General features: G+C 72.8%; 19 protein-coding genes. 7 read left to right on the forward strand and 12 right to left on the reverse strand.

All coding sequences use genetic code 11. From position 1 onward, the window contains the following. The first annotated feature begins 60 nt into the window (after window positions 1-60). The 3 genes from E1300_RS22555 (at window position 61) to E1300_RS22565 (ending at window position 5,290) form a co-directional block, all read left to right on the forward strand. Complete coding sequence (locus E1300_RS22555) at window positions 61-3,147, forward strand: hypothetical protein (protein WP_131759029.1); 3,087 nt, start codon at window positions 61-63, stop codon at window positions 3,145-3,147. A 113-nt stretch (window positions 3,148-3,260) separates the two neighbouring features. Then, complete coding sequence (locus E1300_RS22560) at window positions 3,261-3,686, forward strand: hypothetical protein (protein ID WP_131759030.1); 426 nt, start codon at window positions 3,261-3,263, stop codon at window positions 3,684-3,686. A 122-nt stretch (window positions 3,687-3,808) separates the two neighbouring features. Continuing rightward, window positions 3,809-5,290 carry a PQQ-dependent sugar dehydrogenase gene (locus E1300_RS22565; protein WP_131759031.1) on the forward strand — a complete coding sequence of 494 codons (1,482 nt, stop codon included), beginning with the start codon at window positions 3,809-3,811 and terminating at the stop codon, window positions 5,288-5,290. A gap of 77 nt (window positions 5,291-5,367) precedes the next feature. Here the strand turns inward: E1300_RS22565 and E1300_RS22570 are convergent, their stop codons facing one another. Continuing rightward, window positions 5,368-6,510, reverse strand: coding sequence for an acyl-CoA dehydrogenase family protein (locus tag E1300_RS22570; RefSeq protein WP_131759032.1), 1,143 nt, complete (start codon window positions 6,508-6,510; stop codon window positions 5,368-5,370). Between the two features lie 117 nt (window positions 6,511-6,627). On the opposite strand from E1300_RS22570, the gene E1300_RS22575 reads away from it, so the two are divergent. Continuing rightward, window positions 6,628-7,329, forward strand: coding sequence for a MerR family transcriptional regulator (locus E1300_RS22575; protein ID WP_131759033.1), 702 nt, complete (start codon window positions 6,628-6,630; stop codon window positions 7,327-7,329). 4 nt (window positions 7,330-7,333) lie between these two features. Here E1300_RS22575 and E1300_RS22580 read toward each other — a convergent pair whose 3' ends face one another. From E1300_RS22580 to fdxA, 7 genes are all read right to left on the reverse strand, one after another. Then, the gene (locus tag E1300_RS22580) at window positions 7,334-8,878 is read right to left on the reverse strand and encodes a polyamine aminopropyltransferase (protein WP_131759034.1); all 1,545 of its coding nucleotides are present in this window, start codon (window positions 8,876-8,878) and stop codon (window positions 7,334-7,336) included. Between the two features lie 80 nt (window positions 8,879-8,958). Further along, entirely contained in the window at window positions 8,959-9,384 is a 426-nt protein-coding gene (locus E1300_RS22585; protein ID WP_131759035.1) for a DUF350 domain-containing protein, read from the reverse strand. A gap of 10 nt (window positions 9,385-9,394) precedes the next feature. Then, window positions 9,395-9,844: a DUF4247 domain-containing protein gene (locus tag E1300_RS22590; RefSeq protein WP_242619324.1), complete on the reverse strand. Its 450-nt coding sequence runs from the start codon at window positions 9,842-9,844 to the stop codon at window positions 9,395-9,397. Beyond that, window positions 9,841-10,332: a DUF2617 family protein gene (locus E1300_RS22595; RefSeq protein ID WP_131759036.1), complete on the reverse strand. Its 492-nt coding sequence runs from the start codon at window positions 10,330-10,332 to the stop codon at window positions 9,841-9,843. The genes E1300_RS22590 and E1300_RS22595 overlap by 4 nt, the downstream gene beginning before the upstream one ends. 3 nt (window positions 10,333-10,335) lie before the next feature. Beyond that, a complete protein-coding gene (locus E1300_RS22600; protein WP_131759037.1) occupies window positions 10,336-10,956 on the reverse strand; it encodes a DUF4178 domain-containing protein in 621 nt (206 codons plus the stop codon). A 212-nt stretch (window positions 10,957-11,168) separates the two neighbouring features. Beyond that, window positions 11,169-12,254, reverse strand: coding sequence for a succinyldiaminopimelate transaminase (gene dapC, locus E1300_RS22605; protein ID WP_131759038.1), 1,086 nt, complete (start codon window positions 12,252-12,254; stop codon window positions 11,169-11,171). A 175-nt stretch (window positions 12,255-12,429) separates the two neighbouring features. Continuing rightward, window positions 12,430-12,756 carry a ferredoxin gene (gene fdxA, locus E1300_RS22610; protein WP_131759039.1) on the reverse strand — a complete coding sequence of 109 codons (327 nt, stop codon included), beginning with the start codon at window positions 12,754-12,756 and terminating at the stop codon, window positions 12,430-12,432. Window positions 12,757-12,868: 112 nt separating this feature from the next. On the opposite strand from fdxA, the gene E1300_RS22615 reads away from it, so the two are divergent. After that, window positions 12,869-13,132, forward strand: coding sequence for a putative acetyltransferase (locus E1300_RS22615; protein ID WP_207399900.1), 264 nt, complete (start codon window positions 12,869-12,871; stop codon window positions 13,130-13,132). Window positions 13,133-13,139: 7 nt separating this feature from the next. Here E1300_RS22615 and E1300_RS22620 read toward each other — a convergent pair whose 3' ends face one another. From E1300_RS22620 to E1300_RS22630, 3 genes are all read right to left on the reverse strand, one after another. After that, a complete protein-coding gene (locus tag E1300_RS22620) occupies window positions 13,140-14,168 on the reverse strand; it encodes a polysaccharide deacetylase family protein (protein ID WP_242619325.1) in 1,029 nt (342 codons plus the stop codon). A 177-nt stretch (window positions 14,169-14,345) separates the two neighbouring features. Further along, the gene (locus E1300_RS22625) at window positions 14,346-15,218 is read right to left on the reverse strand and encodes a crotonase/enoyl-CoA hydratase family protein (protein ID WP_131759040.1); all 873 of its coding nucleotides are present in this window, start codon (window positions 15,216-15,218) and stop codon (window positions 14,346-14,348) included. A gap of 122 nt (window positions 15,219-15,340) precedes the next feature. Further along, window positions 15,341-15,670, reverse strand: a complete 330-nt coding sequence (locus E1300_RS22630; RefSeq protein WP_131759041.1) for a hypothetical protein — start codon at window positions 15,668-15,670, stop codon at window positions 15,341-15,343. A 129-nt stretch (window positions 15,671-15,799) separates the two neighbouring features. On the opposite strand from E1300_RS22630, the gene E1300_RS22635 reads away from it, so the two are divergent. Then, complete coding sequence (locus E1300_RS22635; RefSeq protein ID WP_131759042.1) at window positions 15,800-16,615, forward strand: class I SAM-dependent methyltransferase; 816 nt, start codon at window positions 15,800-15,802, stop codon at window positions 16,613-16,615. A 23-nt stretch (window positions 16,616-16,638) separates the two neighbouring features. After that, window positions 16,639-17,298 (forward strand): cysteine--tRNA ligase, encoded by a 660-nt coding sequence (locus E1300_RS22640; RefSeq protein ID WP_131759043.1) that lies wholly within the window; start codon window positions 16,639-16,641, stop codon window positions 17,296-17,298. A 19-nt stretch (window positions 17,299-17,317) separates the two neighbouring features. On the opposite strand, the gene E1300_RS22645 is transcribed toward E1300_RS22640, so the two are convergent. Further along, on the reverse strand, window positions 17,318-18,395 hold a 1,078-nt coding region (locus E1300_RS22645; RefSeq protein WP_131759044.1), incomplete at its 5' end, for a TNT domain-containing protein.

Here is an 18,395-nt window from a genome sequence, read left to right on the forward strand (position 1 = left end):
TCGGGCACAGCGCCGCATTCCACCCCGCATGGGCGTCCGGGGAGGACATGATGGTTCGCGATGAGTCGCGACGAGTCAGCCGGGGACGGGGTGCGCAGGCCGCGCTTGGTGACGCGGCCTCGGGTAGCGCCCGGTCCGCTGCGGGACCTCAAGGATTTGCTGTACGAGCTCTACCTGGAGGCGGGCGCGCCTTCGCTGGACGACATCGCCCGCGACGTCCTGGACGACGACGATCTCGCGGGGGCGCCGACGCGAGCGACCATCGGCCGCATCATCGGCTCGCCGGATCCGCCCGCCGCACAGGCGGACACCGTCGCGGTCGCCACCGTGCTGGCTCGCCTGGCGGGCTGGGACGGGCAGGACGCCGCGCGGCGCGTCCGCAAGCTGTGGGTGCAGGCGCGGATGGAGCCGCCGATCGGCACGCCCATCACCGAGCTCGACGACCCGTTCGCGCTGGAGGTGCATCGTCCGGTCGAGCTTGATGCGTCTGCGGGCCTTCCCGTGCTGCCCGCGTACGTGCCTCGGGAGCATGACCGGCGGCTCGCAGAGGTCGTCGGCGGGGTGCTCAGCGGACGCAGCGCGATGGCGGTGCTGGTCGGCGGATCGTCCACGGGCAAGACGCGGGCATGTTGGGAGGCGGTCCAAGGGCTGCCGGACGGCTGGCGGCTGTGGCACCCGTTCGCCCCGACGCGCCTCGACGCCGCGCTGGCCGAGTTGGCGAAGGTCGGACCGCGCACGGTCGTCTGGCTGAACGAGACGCAGCTCTACCTGCACACGCCGGGCAGCGACACGGGCGAGCGCGTCGCCGCCGCCTTGCATGCCCTGCTCACCGACCGGACACGCGCTCCCGTCCTGGTGCTGGGCACGCTGTGGCCGCAGCACTGGGACGCCCTGACACGTCCGGCCCCGGTGGGCGGCGCGGCCACGCCGTCGCGCGCCTCCATACTGCTGGCGGGCACCGACATTCCGGTGCCGGAGTCCTTCACGGCCGAGGCGCTGCTCGATCTCCGGCAGGCGGCCGCCGGGGACGCACGGCTGGCCGCGGCGGAGGAGGAAGCCGAGAACGGGCAGGTCACGCAGTATCTGGCCGGTGTCCCCGAGCTGCTGACCCGATACCGCAACGCCCGGGCGCCCGTCCGGGCGCTCATCCACGCCGCGATGGACGCCCGCCGCCTCGGCCACGGCCTCGCGCTCCCCCGCGCTCTCCTGGAGGCCGCCGCACCCGGCTACCTGACCGATCTGGAATGGGACGCGCTGGAGCCCGGCTGGTTGGACGAGGCCCTCGCCTACACGGCCGCACCCTGCAAGGGCGTTCGCGGGCCGTTGACGCGGATCCGTCCCCGCGCGCCGGGAACATCCGAGGAGCCGCCGCGATACCGCCTGTCCGACTACCTGGAGCAGATCGGACGCCGCGACCGCATCGACCTCTGCCCTCCCGCGACGTTCTGGGAGGCGGCGATCACTTCGGCGGACGCTGGATCGTGCGAGCCGCTGTCCCTGGAGGCTCAGTCGCGCGGCCTCCTCCGGTACGCCGCGCTGCTCCACCGGCGGGCCGCGCACGCCGGTGATGCCTGGAGCGCGCGCAACCTGCTCGTCCTGCTGCACTCGATCGACCCCGGCACCGTCGCCGCCGAGGCCGAACGGCTCGTCCCGCACCTGGACCTGACCGACGCTTCCGCCGTGGCCTCGTTCATCGACCTGCTGCGAGAGGTGGACGCTGGCACGGCGCTTAGCCTGCTCTGGGATCGCGATCCGGCGGCGCATGCCGACGTCTCCAACGTCCTCGACGTGACAGTACTGCTCGATGCGTTACGTCGGGCGGATCGACGGGACGAGCTGGATCGCCTGCTCGCCCGGGACGCCGCCGCGCACGCGGACATGACGAACATGAGCATCGTCGGATCCCTGGTCCGTGCGCTGAGCGACGCGAGTGCGGGCGAAGCCATGGACGCGCTCCTCGACCGCTCGCCCGAAGTCCGCGCCGCCTGGGAAGCCGCTCCGCACGGCTTCACGGCGGATCCATGGCATCTAACCTCGCAGATTCCTGCACCGGATGCGGTGACGGCCAGCCTGCGATTCGACGAAGGTGTCTTGTTTGACGAGGAAGCGTTCGTCAGCTTGCTGTCGGCTCTGCGCCAAGCGGGCGAGGACCTAGCCGTTCGCCCGGCACCTCAGGTGCCCCAACACGAGAATGAGGACGCGTGGTCACATGACGATCCCTGGTCCGATGACGACTTTTCCGCGGGGCATCCCCGCCTCCCTACCTTGCCGCGCTCTGACGACGGCTCGATAGCGGAACTGCTCGCTTCTCCGTCCGACAAGGACTTCGCGCCCTATCGGTTCCCAGCCGATGACGTGATCGAGGTGATGGACGTCGCGGAGAAGGGAGACGAAGAGGCGGCGGTCGCCCACGCGCGGGAGGTCGATCTCAAAGACGCCCTCACCGTGGGCTGGTACCTGGATTCCTTCTCTCTGGTCGGCGCGCGTGAGGCGCTCGTCGCGCTCGCGCAGCGTTATCCGGAGGTGCATGCCAGCCTGGACGACCTGCCCGCCGCGGCCTTCCTGGTGGCGACGCTCCGGAAGATCGGCGCGCCTGGGCGGGCCGACGCGCTTCTCCGCCGCCTCCTGGACGCGGACGTCACCGACCTTGCACAGTTCGCCATGGCGTTGAGGGTGCTGCGAGACCAGAACGAGCATGACTCCCTCGCCGCGATGCTCGGCAAAGTCACCGCAATCCCGGTTACCGACTTCCACGGCGCCGTCCGGCTGGCCAAGGCGCTGAACCTGCTCGACGCCCACGACGAGGCCCGGCGGCTGCTGGAACGCGATCTCGAAGCGCTGGTGGACGACCTGTACGGCGGGGCGTTCCTGCTCGGCGTCCTCCATGGCCTCGGGGCGCGCAAGCGAGTGGACGCGCTGCTCCAACGCCTCACCCCTATGGTGCTCGCAGACCCGCTGCGCCGGGCCGGACTGGTCGTCCTCCTGCACGAGATCGGCGAGAGCGAGCGGGCCGCCGCGCTGGCTCCGGGCGTCGCGGACGCGGGCCTGTTCTACATCGTCAAGCGTGCTCTGCCCGACTGGGAAGACCGGTATAGGTACGGCCGCGAGCCGGACGGCTCCGCGTCCGGCCCTTGGGATCTTCCATAGGCGGACCTGCCCTATCCTCCTAGCCGTTGCCGATCTTCGTCCGATCGGCCCGATAGGCAGTAGGCAGACCTGCGCGGCCGGACGCCCGGCCGCTGGAAAGGAGCTCCCCCTCCATGCGCACGATCCTGAGCGCCGTGACCGTTGCCGTGGCCGCCGCCCTGCTGGCGGGCTGCGGCGGAGACGGCAAGGAGGACGCGAAGGCCGCCCCCGCCAAGCGGGGCGCGACCGCCGTGGCGTCCTCCGCTCAGCCGCAGAGCACGGCGGCCGGCGGGCTGGACGGGACGTGGAAGCCGATCAACAAGAGCCCGATCGCGACGCTCACGATCTCCGGCACCACGGTCACGACCACCGGGAAGCTCGCCTGCTCGGGGACGGTGAAGGGCGCGGGCACGGCCAAGGCGTCCATCACCCTGTGCGCGAACGAGCAGGGGCGCGAGAAGGGGACGATCGACCACAAGCCCGGCGCGAACCGGTTCGTCATCAACTGGGACGGGCCGGCGTGGGGCGGCGACATCGACAGCTTCACCAAGGCGTCCTGACCGACCGGACGGGGCCGGATGCGGTCATGAGGTGATCGCGTGTTGACGGTCTCCGGGCCGGTTCGTACGGTCGAGAAAGCGTTTGCTGAAAGCGCTTTCACCACGCACGGGAGGCCCGTCGCATGCCGAAGTCACGTTGGAGCGTGCTCGCCGCCACCGGGGTCCTGGCCGGACTGCTCGCGGCCCCGGGCACGGCGGTCGCGGACGGCGCGGTCCACGACCCGATCCCGGAGGACCCCGCGCCGTCCGGCCTGGGCCTGACGCTCCAGGAGATCGCCGCCTTCCCCAAGTCGGAGCCCACTCCCCCGCCCACGGACCAGCGGCTGGTCCGGCACGCCCGCATCAACTACGTCGGTGAGCTGCCCGACCGCTCGGGGCGGAAGTACGTCCCGGACCTCAACGGCAAGCTGTACTTCCTCGCCAAGGGGTCGTCCACGCCGACGACCTACCTGGACGTCGGCGCGACGTTCGCGCCGCAGTTCTTCTCCGGGCGCGGCATGGGGCAGGGGTTCGGCTTCGCGGCGTTCCATCCCGACTTCGCCAGGAACGGCAAGTTCTACACGGTGCACACCGAGCTGGCCTCCGCCACGACGGCCGCCCCGGACTACGTGCAGGCCGGCACGATCCTGTACCACGGCGTCATCACCGAGTGGACGGCGAAGGACCCGTCCGCGAACGCGTTCGAGGGCACGCGCCGGGAGGTCCTGCGGATCGGGTTCGGTGGGCAGATCCACGGCATCCAGCAGATCGACTTCAATCCGACCGCGAGGCGGCACGGCGCCGACTACGGCAAGCTCTACGTCGCGGTGGGCGACGGCGGCCAGGGCGTCCGCAACGGCGAGCCGCAGAGCCTGTCGCTGCCGCACGGCAAGATCCTGCGCATCGACCCGTCCGGGAGGAACAGCGCGAACGGCGAGTACGGGGTCCCCGCCGACAACCCGTTCACCGGACGGGCCGGGGCGCTCGGCGAGATCTACGCCCTCGGCATGCGGGACCCGCACCGCTTCAGCTGGGACCGGAGGTGGCCGCACCGCTTGCTGCTCGGGCACATCGGTGAGAAGACGATCGAGTCGGTGTACGAGGTGCGGCCGGGCGCCAATCTGGGGTGGAGCGAGCGTGAGGGGACGTGGGTGTTCGACAAGGCGACCGCGAACCCGTGCGACCGCCTGTACCCGCTCCCGGCGGACGACGCGAAGTACGGCTACACGTATCCGCTGGCCATGTACGACCACAACCCGCCGCCGGACTGGAACTGCACGGACGACGTCGGGCACGCGATCTCCGGCGGGTTCGTGTACCGGGGCGCGCGGGTGCCCGCGCTGCGCGGCAAGTACGTGTTCGGCGACATCGTGGACGGGCGCGTCTTCTTCACCTACGACCGGCAGATGAGGCTCGGCGCGCCCCGGGCGCCGATCTACACGCTCGGGGTGTTCGGCCAGGACGGGAGGCCGGCGACCATGCAGGACCTCGGCGCCGTCGGCGCGACCGGCAGCCCGACGCGGGTCGATCTCCGGTTCGGCACCGACGCGGCGGGTGAGCTGTACCTGCTGGCCAAGTCGAACGGCAAGGTCTGGAAGGTCACCGGAGTCCGCCCCTACCGCTGACCGGCCCCGCGCAGGCCCGCCGTCCGCGACCGCCGGGCCGGTGACCTCCCGGCCACCGGCCCGGTCGGATCGCGGTGTCAGACGCCGAGGGAGCGGCCGATGATCTCCTTCATGATCTCGGTGGTGCCGCCGAAGATCGTCTGGATGCGGACGTCCTGGTAGGCCTTGGCGATCGGGTACTCGGTCATGTAGCCGTAGCCGCCGTGGAGCTGGACGCAGCGGTCGACGACCCTCTTGAGCAGCTCGGTGTTCCAGTACTTCAGCATCGCGGCCTCGTCGACGCCCAGCTCGCCCTTGCTCTCCTTGACGACGCACTCGTCGGTGAAGGAGCGGGTGACGGTGAGCTCGGTCTTCATCTCGGCGAGCGTGAACCGGTTGTGCTGGAACTTGCCGATCGGGCGGCCGAACGCCTCGCGGGTCTTGCAGTACTCCAGGGTCTGCTCGAAGGCGGTCTCGGCGGCGGCCTGCGCGGTGACGCCGATGGACAGCCGCTCGCGGGCGAGGTTCTGCATCAGGTAGATGAAGCCCATGCCCTCCTCGCCGAGGAGGTTCGCGGCGGGGACGCGGACGTTGTCGAAGAACAGCTCGGCGGTGTCCTGGGCGTGCATGCCGACCTTGTCGAGGTTGCGGCCGCGCTCGAAGCCGTCCATGCCGCGCTCGACGACGAGGAGGCTGACGCCCTTCGCCCCGGCGGACGGGTCGGTCTTCGCCACGACGATCACGAGGTCGGCGAGGATGCCGTTGGAGATGAAGGTCTTGGAGCCGTTCAGGACGTAGTCGTCGCCGTCCCTGACCGCGGTGGTCTTGATGCCCTGGAGGTCGGAACCGGCGGCGGGCTCGGTCATCGCGATGCCGGTGATGATCTCGCCGGAGCAGTAGCCGGGGATCCAGCGCGCCTTCTGCTCGTCGTTGGCGAGCTGACGCAGGTAGCCGCCGTTGATGTCGTTGTGGACGGAGAAGCCGGGACCGTGCACGCCCGCCTTGGCGAGCTCCTCGTTCAGCACCACGTAGTAGCGGTAGTCGGGGTCGCCGCCGCCGCCGAACTCCTCGGGCATGTCGATGCCGAGCAGGCCCTGGCGTCCCGCGGCGAGCCACACGTCGCGGGAGACGATGCCGTCCTTCTCCCACTGCTCGTGGTACGGCGCGATCTCCTTCTCGATGAAGGACCGGACCATGTCGCGGAACGCCTCGTGCTCCGCGGTGAAGATGTCCCGTGCCATCCGGCGGTCTCCCTCGGTAAGTGCGTACTGATACAGGGATAATGTAACACTGGCACTGTCACATGGCTGGACGCCGGGTCGGGGCCCGGCCGCGGCGGACCCGGACGAGGAGGCGCGGTGGAGCTCACCGTCGACGAGTTGGCGGCGCGCGCGGGCGTGACCGTCCGCACGGTGCGCTTCTACGCCGGGCGCGGGCTGCTGCCCCCGCCGCGCCTGCGCGGGCGCACCGGCCTCTACGGGGATGAGCACCTGGCGCGGCTCGAGCTCGTCCGCGAACTCCAGTCGCTCGGGCTGACCCTGGCCGCGATCGAGCAGCACCTGGCGAGGATCCCCCTGGACGCGGCGCCCGAGGACCTGGCGTTGCAGCGGGCGCTGCTGTCGCCGTGGGCGCCCGAGCGTCCCGAGGACCTCGACCGGCACGAGCTGGACCGGCGGGCCGGGCGGCACCTCGACGACGAGACCCTCAAGCGGCTGGAGGCACTCGGCGTGGTCGAGCTCGTCTCCGCGGACGCGGTGCGCGTCGTCAGCCCGGCCCTGCTCGGCATCAGCGCGGAGCTGGCCGAGCTGCCGCTGCCCCTCGACACGCTGATCGCCTCGCACGAGGCCGTCGAGCGGCACACCACGGCGCTCGCCGCCGAGCTGCAGCAGGTGTTCCAGGACACCGTCGTCCGCCCCTACCGGGAGGGCGGGCGGGCCCCCGAGGAGCGCGGGCGGCTGCTGGAGCTCGCCGGGAAGCTGAAGCCGCTGATGATCCAGTCGGTGGTGACGTCGTTCCAGCGGGCCGTCGACAAGGCGATCCGCCGCTCGACGCATCGCTGACCCGCTAGGAGTCCTTCCACTCCTCGCCCTCGTACTCGACGAGGCGCGGGTGGACGAGGGTGTTGACGTCCACGTTCCGGGACCGGCGGTCCTTGGGGAAGACGGTGGCGGCGCGGAGGAGGTCGGCGTCGAGGAAGCGCAGGTCGGGGACGTCCCGGCTCAGCGTGAGCGCGGGCGGCCGCGGGGTCGGGGCGGCGAGCACGAAGCCCCAGTCGCCGAAGCTCGGCACGTCCACGTGGTACGGGACGGTCGCGAGCCCGGCCGCGGCGATCGACTTCTGGATGCTCCAGAACGACTTCGGCGCGAAGTACGGCGAGCCCGACTGGACGACCACGCGGCCGCCGGGGGCCAGGGCCCGCTTGACCAGGCCGTAGAACTCGACGGAGTAGAGCTTGGCGGTGGAGACGTCGTCGGGGTCCGGCATGTCCACGATGACGGCGTCGTACCGCTGGTCGAGGCGCCGCAGCCAGGAGAACGCGTCGGCGTTGACGACCGTGGCGCGCGGGTCGTCGAGCGAACCGCGGTTCAGGGACGCGATCGGCCCGTACGTGCGGGCGAGGCGGATCATCTCCGGGTCGAGCTCGACGAGCGTCGCGCTGGCGACGTCCCGGTAGCGGAGCACCTCGCGCAGGGCGAGGCCGTCGCCGCCGCCGAGGATCAGCACGCGCCCGTGCGGGCCCGCCATCAGCGGATGGACGAGCGACTCGTGGTAGCGGTACTCGTCCGCGGAGGAGAACTGGAGGTCGCCGTTCAGGAAGAGCCGCACGTCGGACGCGCCCGACAGCGTCACCTTCCGCGTGATCACGATCTCCTGGTACGGGGTGCGCTCGGCGACCGCGATCGGGTCGGAGTACAGCGCCTGCCGCGCCGACACCTCGAACCCGTCCGCGAGCGCGTACGTCCCGCACAGGACGGCGAGGACCGCGACCATCCCGCCCCACAGCGCGGCCTGCGCGGCGCGGCCGAGCCGGCGGCGGAACAGCCAGAGCACGACCGCGATCCCGGCGACCGCGTTCACGACGCCGACGAGCAGCGCGCCCTTGATGTGCCCGAACGCGGGCAGCAGCAGGAACGGGAACGCGAGGCCGCCGACGAGCGCCCCGACGTAGTCGGCCGCGAACAGGTCGGCGACCGCGCTGCCCGCGTCCTGCCGCCGGATCCGCTGGAGCAGCGTCATCAGCAGCGGGATCTCCGCGCCGATCAGCGCCCCGACCGCGAACGCGACCACCACGAGCGCCGGGACGTACAGGTCGAGCCACGCGAACGCCGCGTACAGCATCAGCACCGACAGGCCGCCGACCAGCGCGAGCGCGCCCTCGACGACGGCGAACGCCACGACCGGGCGTCCCTGGAGCGGCTTGGCCAGCAGCGACCCGACGCCCATCGCGAACACCATCACCGACAGGACGATCGACGCCTGCGTGACCGAGTTGCCGACGAGGTAGCTGCCGAGCGCGACCAGCGCCAGCTCGTACACCAGGCCGCACGCCGCGCAGGCGAACACCGCGGCGAGGACCAGGGCACGCGCGGCCCGCGCGGGGACCCCCAGCGCGGGCGGGTCGGGTGCGGGCGGGTCGGGTGCGGCCCCCTCGTCCGTGGACGGGGAGGTCCGGTCGAGGTCCGGGGCGGTCAGGACACCGCCCCGGCGACGATCGCGGCGACGGCCAGGTCGGCCGCGGCGACCACCCAGCCCGCCGGGTGCACGGCCGCCCCCTCGACGAGCGTCGCACCGAGCTTGCCCGGCGTGAACATGTCGAGCAGGAGGAAGGCGAGGGCCATCAGCACGATGCCGAGCAGCCCGTACACGGTGGTGTCGACGAGGCCCTGGCCGAGGTCGTCGTCGCTGGTGACGATCGCGGTGGTGACGATCGCGCCGACGCCGAGGAGCTTGGCCGACAGGAGCAGCGCGGCGCCGCGGTTGCCCTCCGTCCAGATCTGGTGGCCGAGCCGGCCGGGCGTCGTGACCTCGACGACGAGGTAGCCGAGCGCCATCAGCGCGATGCCGAGCGCGCCGTAGGCGAGCGTGGCACCGCTCTCCTGCACGATGTCGTTCATCGGTTGCTCCTCACTTGCCCGATCCGGGGCCGCCGCCGCGGAAGGTCGCGATGCCGCTGCCGTTCCAGCCGTTGCTGCCGGGGCTGCTCCAGCGCCCGCCCACATGGGAGTGGTAGCGGTTGTAGCCGTGCGACGGGTCGTCGACGGTGATGCGGCTGCCCGTCCCGTCCGGCAGGACGCCGACGACGAGCTTCGGGTAGCGCAGGTAGACGCCGCCCGCGGCGCCCATGGTCGCGAGGTCGTCCACCCGGTCGATCGCCTTGTGCTTCTTGTTGATCTCGTTCGCGACGGTCCGCGGGGGCTTCGGCGACCGGTACACGCCGGACGAGACCCTGCTGTACTTCTTGGAGATCCACGAGCGCGGCGACGATCCGCCGCCGTCCTTCAGGACGGCCACCAGCACGATCGCGGCGATCACCGCGGCGGAGACCCCGCCGATCACCCAGTACCTCGTTCTCACGACGGCCTCACCAGCCGGCTCCGCGTCATGACGATCTCCCGCGTCTGGGGATAGGCGTGCCAGGTGCGCCAGCCGATCCCGGTGTCCTCCAGTGCCAGGGCGGTGACGGCGTGCCGGGAGCCGGGGAAGGCCCCGGTCAGGGCGTCGCCGCGGTCCGCCAGCCGCGCGCACACCGCCTCGACGGCGCGGCCGAACGCCGCGTCGTCGGCGGAGGCGGCCGTCGTCGCGGTGAAGTCGTAGGTCCAGCCGGGCAGCGTCGCGCCGGCCCGCCGCGGCAGCGGCTCGGCCGAGCCGGGCAGGCAGGCGACCGTCTCGCTGAGCGGTCCGGCGATGACCTGGTGGGACGCGCCGAGCAACCGCAACTCGACGGCCAGGCCGTCCCGCTCGACCGGCAGCACCGCGAGGGCGTCCAGCGGCGGCAGGCCGAGCGCGAACGACAGGGCGTCGGCGCGCGCGTCGGCGTAGGGGGTGTCGAGGGTCGCGAGCAACGGTCATCCGCCGCCCGGGTAGATCGTCAGCGCGCCGGTCGGGACGCGGTCGCCGAGACCGGCCTCCCACTGGCCGCCGCCGTACTGCTCGAACGACAGGTAGCGCCCCTTCGGGCCCTCGTAGTCGACGTACTCGACCCGGCCCTGGACGCCGACGCCGGTCGTCCCCTCGCTGGTGTAGTCGGCGGTGCCGTGCTCGTCGCGCCGGTACTCCACGCCGTCCACCACGATCGTCTTCTCGCCGGGGCGCAGGTCGCCGATGTCGTGCTCGGTCCACCAGACGACCTCCAGGTCCGGGTCCTCCTCGACGGAGATCCACACCTTGGTGCCCTCGATGGTGTCGGCGTCGAGCAGGTGCTCGGACCAGGTGAACCCGCCCTCGCGCAGCCGCAGCGAGCCGCGCACGAAGTAGCGGGTGCCGAGGTACTCGACCATGTCGCCGGCCTTGAGCGTCCGGGGATCGCCGCCCACCTGGTCCTCGGCGGCGAACGGGTCGCGCGGCGCGGCCGGCGCCGGCGCGGGCGCCGTGCCCGCCGTCCCGCGGCGGCGCAGCAGGACCGCGATCAGCGCCACCAGCGCCGCGAGGATCAGCGCCAGCAGGATCACGATCACGACTGTGGTCACGGGTCCTCCGTCTCTCGGCCGCGGCCGGTCCGCGTCCGGCACACCTGCACGGACCTGCGGATCCTACCGATTACGGCCCGTCAAGCCCATACCGCGATGAGACGGATCATGCGGGAGTCCGGTTCCCCGCGGAGCCGTGCGCCCGCGGCGCCGGCTGTACGACCCCTGGGGTGGACTCCCAGGACCCCAGGGCTCCCGCCCGGAGAGCAGGCTCAGAGGCGTTCGACGGCCGCGGCGACGCGCTCGTCCGTCGCGGTGAACGCGACGCGGACGTGCCGGGCCCCGGCCTGCCCGTAGAACTCGCCGGGGGCGGCGAGGACGCCGAGGGACGCCAGGTGCGCCACCGTGTCCCAGCACGGCTCGTCCCGCGTGGCCCACAGGTACAGGGACGCCTCGGAGTGGTCGACGCGGAACCCGTGGCCCTCGAACGCGGCGCGCAGGGCGGCGCGGCGGCGCGCGTACCGCTCCCGCTGCTCGTCCACGTGGGCGTCGTCGTCGAACGCCGCCGCCATCGCGGCCTGCACCGGTGCCGGGACGATCATCCCGGCGTGCTTGCGGACCTCCAGCAGCCGCCGGACCAGCGCGAGGTCGCCGGTGACGACGCCGCCGCGGTAGCCCGCCATGTTGGAGCGCTTGGACAGCGAGTTGACCGCGAGCAGCCCCTCGTGGGAGCCGCCGCACACGTCCGGGTGCAGGACGGACACCGGCGGGTCGTCCGGATCCCAGCCGAACTCCAGGTAGCACTCGTCGCTGACGACGACCGCGCCGCGCTCGCGCGCCCACGCGACGACCTTGCGCAGGTGCTCGGCGGGCAGCACCTTGCCGGTCGGGTTCGACGGCGAGTTCACCCACACGATCCTGGGCGCGCTCGGGCCGAGGGCGAGGAGCCCGTCCGTGCGGACGGGCTCGGCGCCCGCCAGCCGGGCGCCGACGTCGTAGGTCGGGTACGCCAGCTCGGGGAAGACGACCTTGTCGCCGGGTCCGACGCCGAGCAGCGTCGGCAGCCACGCGACGAGCTCCTTCGTCCCGATGACCGGGAGCACCGCGTCCGGGTCGGCGCCCGTCACGCCGAGGCGGCGGCGCAGCCAGCCGGCCACCGACTCGCGCAGCGCGGGCGTCCCGTACGTCGCGGGGTAGCCGGGCGCGTCCGCGGCGGCGGCGAGCGCCTCGCGGACGACGCGCGGGGTGGGGTCGACGGGCGTCCCCACGGACAGGTCGACGATGCCGTCCGCGTGGCCGGCGGCCCGCCGCTTGTACGGCTCAAGCCGATCCCACGGAAAGTCCGGCAGCGTGAACACGACCCAAATCCCTTCCTACTGCGCACTCTGGGAGAAATCGCGGGCCTCGCGGAACCGCAACCTCGGAGCAGCGGCGCGGGCCCCGGAAAACCGCGAGGCCGTGGCCCCCAGGGGGAGCCACGGCCCTGGCGTACGGAACCGGCGGGCGACGAGGCTTCCTCCGCGCCGCCCGGTCCTAGTCGTCCTGGCTCTGGGGAGGCAACGCGGCGACGATCGGGTGGTCCTTGTCGATCTTCCCGACCTTGGACGCGCCGCCGGGCGACCCGAGGTCGTCGAAGAACTCCACGTTCACCTTGTAGAAGTCCTTCCACTGCTCGGGGACGTCGTCCTCGTAGTAGATGGCCTCAACCGGGCAAACCGGCTCGCACGCACCGCAGTCGACGCACTCGTCCGGGTGGATGTAGAGCTGACGCTTCCCCTCGTAGATGCAGTCGACCGGGCACTCCTCGATGCATGCCTTGTCGAGCAGGTCCACGCAGGGCTGCGCAATGACGTAGGTCACGTCAGTGACTCCTCTCGGGTTTCCGGCCCCGCCGCACGTCACGGCTCACCGCAAGCTCGCTGTGAATAGTATGGCCGTCACGGCGCAGTCGATTCGACACGGGGGTCCTCACATGTCCGGTCGCTTCGCCGCGCGGCTGGTGGTGTCCGTCAGTGGCGCGGACGTGGGCCAGCGGGTCTCGCTGCGCCGTCGTCTGCCCACCGGAGAGTACAGCGACGTGGTGGGCGTGCTCGAATCCTGGTCCGGCGGAACGCTCCGCGTCCGCCGCCGCACCGGGGAAGTGGTGGAAGTTCCCGAACACTCCCTCGTCGCCGGGAAGGTCGTGCCGCCCCAGCCGCCGCCGCGCCGCCGTCCGCGCGGCCCCGAGGCCGACTGAGCGAACCTCACCGTCCGGGGGGCGCCTCCGGTACCGGTGGCGCCTCCGGTGCCTCGCCGGGCGACGGCGCCCCGGGCTCGGCCACGTCCGAGGAGGGCGCCGCGGACCCGCCAGGCTGCGCCGGCGTTCCCGGCTGCGCCGGAGTCGCCGGTTGCGGCTGCGCCGGAATCCCCGGCCGCGCGGTGCCCTCCGGTCGCGCGGGCGTCCCCGGCCGCTGCGGCGCGGCCGGCACCGGCGTCGCGGGCGGCGAGGGCTTCGGCGGAACGTTGTCGGTGTAGGTCTGGCCGGGCTTCAGCGCCCGCCCGCCGAACAGCTCCGACACCGTCACGAACGTGAACCCGCGCTTCTTCAGGCCGTCCAGGACCTTCGGGATGGCGTCCACGCTCGGCTTGTGGATGTCGTGGAACAGGACGATCCCGCCGCTCCTCGGCTCCTTGACGCCGACCCGGGCGTCCCGTGCGGTGTCGCGGTACTGCCAGTCGAGCGTGTCGACGCTCCAGAGGATCAGCGGCATCCCGATGGCCCGCCCGGTCCGCTTGTTGGTCGCCCCGTACGGCGGCCGCATGAGCTTGGGCGTCACCCCGCCCGACGCCTGCTGGATCGCCCGCTGCGTCCGCTGGATCTGCGACCGCACCTCCGCGTCCGACAGGCCCGTCAGCTGCGGATGCGACCAGCTGTGGTTGCCGAGCTCGTGCCCTTCCAGAGCCATGCGCCGCACCACGCCGGGGAAATTGTGCACGTTCTCCCCGAGCATGAAGAACGTGGCGCGCGCGCCGCCCCTCCGCAGGGTGGTCAGCAGCCGGTCGGTGTAGGGGCCCGGCCCGTCGTCGAACGTCAGCGCGACGCACCGCGCCCTGGCGCAGTCGATCCGCCGCGCGGGCGGCGGCCCGGCCGGGCGCGGCGCCTGCTTCGCGACGATCTGCTTTCCGGCGGCGGGACGCGCCTGCTTGCTGGGCGCATGCCCGCCGCAGGCACTGACGGTCAGCAGGCCGGCTCCGGCCGCGGCGATGACTCCAATGCTCCTGATATGCACCACGCACCCCCGAAACGTGTTGCCCAGGGCGACTCCATACCCTCCGCCCCTCTAGTGACACACGTCCGGCAGCACCCGGAAACGCCTGAAGCCGTTCGACGGTTCTCCCTCCGGCGCCATACAACCCTGACGGGACGGCCCGTTCCGGCCGCGGCCCCGGCGACGGGACCTAGGGCGGGCCTAGCGGGTGGGCCAGTCCGGGACCTCTGCGGGAAGGTCGCCGGTCACGCGCATCGGGAAGTCGGCCGGACGCTTCTCCAGGAACGACGTCACGCCCTCCTGGGCGTCGGCGCCGCCGCCCAGGGCGGCCATGAGCCGGGAGTCGGCGACGTGGGAGTCCCACGGGGACGGCGCGGACAGGCCGGACCACATCAGGCGGCGAATGGCGGCCACGGACACCGCCGAGGTGTTGTCGGCGATCTCCCGGGCGAGGCCGTAGGCGGCCGGGAGCAGCTCGTCCGGAGCGAGGACCCGCGAGACGAGGCGCCCGGCGAGCGCCTCCTGGGCGTCGAAGACGCGGCCCGTCGCGGCCCACTCCATGGCCTGGGAGATGCCGACGATGCGGGGCAGGAACCAGCTCGACGCCGCCTCGGTCACGATGCCGCGGCGCGCGAACACGAAGCCGAACTTGGCCTTCTCGCTGGCGAGGCGGACGTCCATGGGCAGCGTCATGGTGACGCCGACGCCCACCGCGGCGCCGTTGAACGCGCCGATCACGGGCTTGAGGCAGCGGGCGATCCGCAGCGCGACCGTGCCGCCGCCGTCGCGGGGCGTGCCGTCCTCCAGGACGTCGTCCTCGCCCGCGAACATGTCCGTGGACTGCTCCTTGTCGAAGGTGCGGCCCCCGCCGCTCAGGTCGGCGCCCGCGCAGAACGCGCGTCCCGCGCCCGTCACCACGACCGCGCGGACGGCGTCGTCCGCGTCGATCTCGTCGAAGACGCGCAGCATCTCGTTGCGCATCACGAACGTGTAGGCGTTCATGTGCTCGGGGCGGTCCAGGGTGACGGTGGCGATCCCGTCCCGCACCTCGTACCCGATCTCGCTGTACGACACTTCGCATCCCTTTCGTCGCGCCCGGCTGAAGCAGAATCAGATTCTAGGATCCGGGCGGAGCGGCGGCCGGTCGCGGGCCCCTCGGACCCCTCCTCGTTGACTCGCGGGCGGGGCGGCGCCCCTCAGGTGTTCGCCTCGGGGAACAGGCGCAGCAGGACGTCGCGCCGCCAGACGGCCGCGTCCTCGCCCGGCGGAGGGGCCGGTTCGAGCCATCCGGCGCCCGCGGGGACCAGCCGGACGGTGACGTCCGGAGTGAGATCGATCTCTTGAACGCCCCTGTCAGCGGCCGCAAGCCGCTGAGCCAGGAGCCCGAGGACGCGCGCCCAGCCCTGCCCCAGGTAGGGCGGCAGGCCGGCGGCCCGCAGCTCCGGCAGGCCCCGCGCGGCAAGGCCGGAGGTGCGCAGGGTCAGGCCGTCCGGCGCCTCGGAGCCGGTGATGCGGACCTCGCTCATGACCGCACCGTACGGCCCGGGACGCCGTGGAGCGATGCGAGGTTCACCCGGCGTGTCCCGGATCACTACGGGACGTCCGTCATTGGCAAGGTCGCCTCCACTCGCTCCTTTGTCCGATAAATTGGGACAGTGAATTGGGCCGTGACGACGTACGACTCCGCCTTCGGGTACGTCTCCGCGCACGGTGCGCCCCTGGTCGACCTGCTCGATCCGCAGCCCGGCGAGCGGGTCATCGACCTCGGGTGCGGCACCGGTGCGTTCAGCGCGGAGATCGCCGAGCGGGGCGCCGAGGTGCTCGGCATCGACGGCAACCCGGACATGGTCGCGCAGGCGACCGCGCTGCACCCCGGGCTGTCCTTCATCATCGGCGACGCGCACGACTTCACCATCAGCGAGTCGTTCGACGCGGTCGCCTCCAACGCCGCGCTGCACTGGATGACCCGGGACCCCGACGCCGTGATCGCGCAGGTCCACGCCGCGCTGCGGCCGGGCGGCCGGTTCGTCGGCGAGCTCGGCGGCGCGGGCAACTGCGCCGAGCTGATCGCGGCGATGCAGACCGCGTGGCGCGTGTTCGGCCTCGGCGAGCCCGAGCTGCCCTGGTACTTCCCGAGCCCCGCGGAGTACGCCGCCAGGCTGGAGGAGGGCGGGTTCACGATCCGCCTGCTGGAGCACGCCGACCGCCCGACCCGCATGACGGAGGGCCCGAACGGCGCCGCCGACTGGGTCCGCGCCTACGCGGCGCGCGCGCTGGCCGACGTCCCGCCGGAGCTGGTCGAGCCGCTGCTCGTCCGGGTGAACGACCTGGCGGCGCCCGCGCTGCGCCGCGAGTCGGGCTGGGTCGCGGACTACGTGCGGCTCCGCTTCGCCGCGGTCCGCAAGCCGGACGGCGGCGCGCCGCTGCCGATCGGCCCGCTGCTGTCCGACCTGCCGCAGGCGGGCGCCTAGACCGGGGGCCTAGGGTTGGGGGCATGCTCCGGTTGCGCGACTCCCGTACCGGACGCCCCGCGGACCTGCCGGGCGGGCCCGCTCCGCGCGTCCATGTCCTGGACGGCGCCGGGCTCCGCACGCTCGTCGTCGCCGACCTGCTGCGGCGGGCGGCGGAACGGGCGGGACGCCGCGTCCGGATGACCGCCTCCTCCCTCCCGGACGGGGACTGGACCGAATACAGCGTCAAGCCGATCGAGGAGACGCCCGTCCGCGAGGCCGACGTCTACGTGACGGCCTCGGACGGCGCCGAGGCCGACGCCCTTCTCCTGACCGTGCCGCACGCGACGGGCGGCTGGGACGGCGCCGACCCGCTGAGCGTGCGGCTAGCGATGCTCGACGCGCCCTACCGCGAGCCGCTGCACCTGACGTCCGGGACCCTGTCCGCCGCGGCCGAGCGGCTGGACGGCTGGCGCACCCAGGTCGCCCGGTGGGCCACCGGCCCCGGCCGTCCGATGGACCGGCGGTACGCGGCGAAGGCGGAGGCCGCCTTGGCCGACGACCTCGGCTCCCCGGCGGCCCTCGCGGTCCTGGACGAGCTCGCGGCCGACCCGGACGTGCCGCCGGGCGCGAAGCTGGAGACGGTCGTCCACCTCGACCTGATCCTCGGCCTCAACCTGGTCGCCGCCATCGGCACCGTTTAGGTCTGCCGCGCGGGCGCGTTCAGGTCGTCTCGACGAGGGTGCCGTCCGCGAGCATGGCCGCGATCGAGCGGCGGAACACGTAAGCGGTGCCGCCGCCCGGCTGGTCGAACCAGGGCACGGCCGTCCCGGTCAGCGCCTCCACCGGCCTGGTCAGCCGGTAGACGTGGTACGGGCGGTTCTGCCAGTCGGCAGGCAGCGACCTCTGCGCGAACGGCGTGCGGGCCGCGTACACGAGGTTGCCCCCAGGGCCGCCGTAGCGGTCGACCAACCTCCCCTCCACGAGCTCCACCACCCGGCGGTCGCGCAGGAGGCTGAGGGGCGGTTCCCCCTCCAATGGCTCGATCGGCCCGGTCTCACCCGTCGCCCCGGTCGGCTGACTGGCGTTCACGTAGGGCTTGGGGCGGGGCGGAGCGTCGAGGAGCACACTTCCGAGCAGGTAGGCGGCCGCCTGCTCGGCCACATCGAACGTGACCTGCCTACGCCGTTCGCCGTTCCGCAGTTGGAAGACCGTCCACTGCGCTCCCTCCGGCAGTAGGCACCAGGAGCCTTCGGCGGTGGCCCGGATCCGGTACCGGGAGGCGGGGACGTTCAGCTCGTCCAGGCGGGCGCGGAGCCTGACCGACCAGTCGTCGGCCGGCGGACCGGGATCGGAGTGGGCGGCCGGAGGGTTCTTCCGGACGCGTTGCGGGGTGTCGCGGCCCGTCGCGGCGGCGCTCGCGGCGTCCATCGTGTCGTCGTCCACGGCGGGCACCCGGAACCCCTGGGACCGGATGTGGGCCACCAGGTCGGGCTCCGGCGGGACGCCGTGCTCGCGCAGGTAGTAGCCCACCGCCCCGGACCACACCCACGTCCCGTCCGTGTGGAACGTCAGCGGGACGACGGCACCGCGCGAGGGGTCGATCTGGTCCGGGGCGCTGGACCGGGCGGCCAGCACGACGGGCGCGTCCCGCAGATACCGGGCGACGCGGTCGGCCTCGTCCGCCGGGACGGGCGGGCGCGTCACCGAGGGCCGGTCGCCGTCGGGGCCCGCGTGGTCGAACACGCGCGCCTTGCGCATCCCGCCGCGCGGCGCGCCGTCCGGAGCCGGAGTCGGCGCG

This window comes from Actinomadura fibrosa, from assembly GCF_900659615.1.
GTDB lineage: Bacteria > Actinomycetota > Actinomycetes > Streptosporangiales > Streptosporangiaceae > Spirillospora > Spirillospora fibrosa.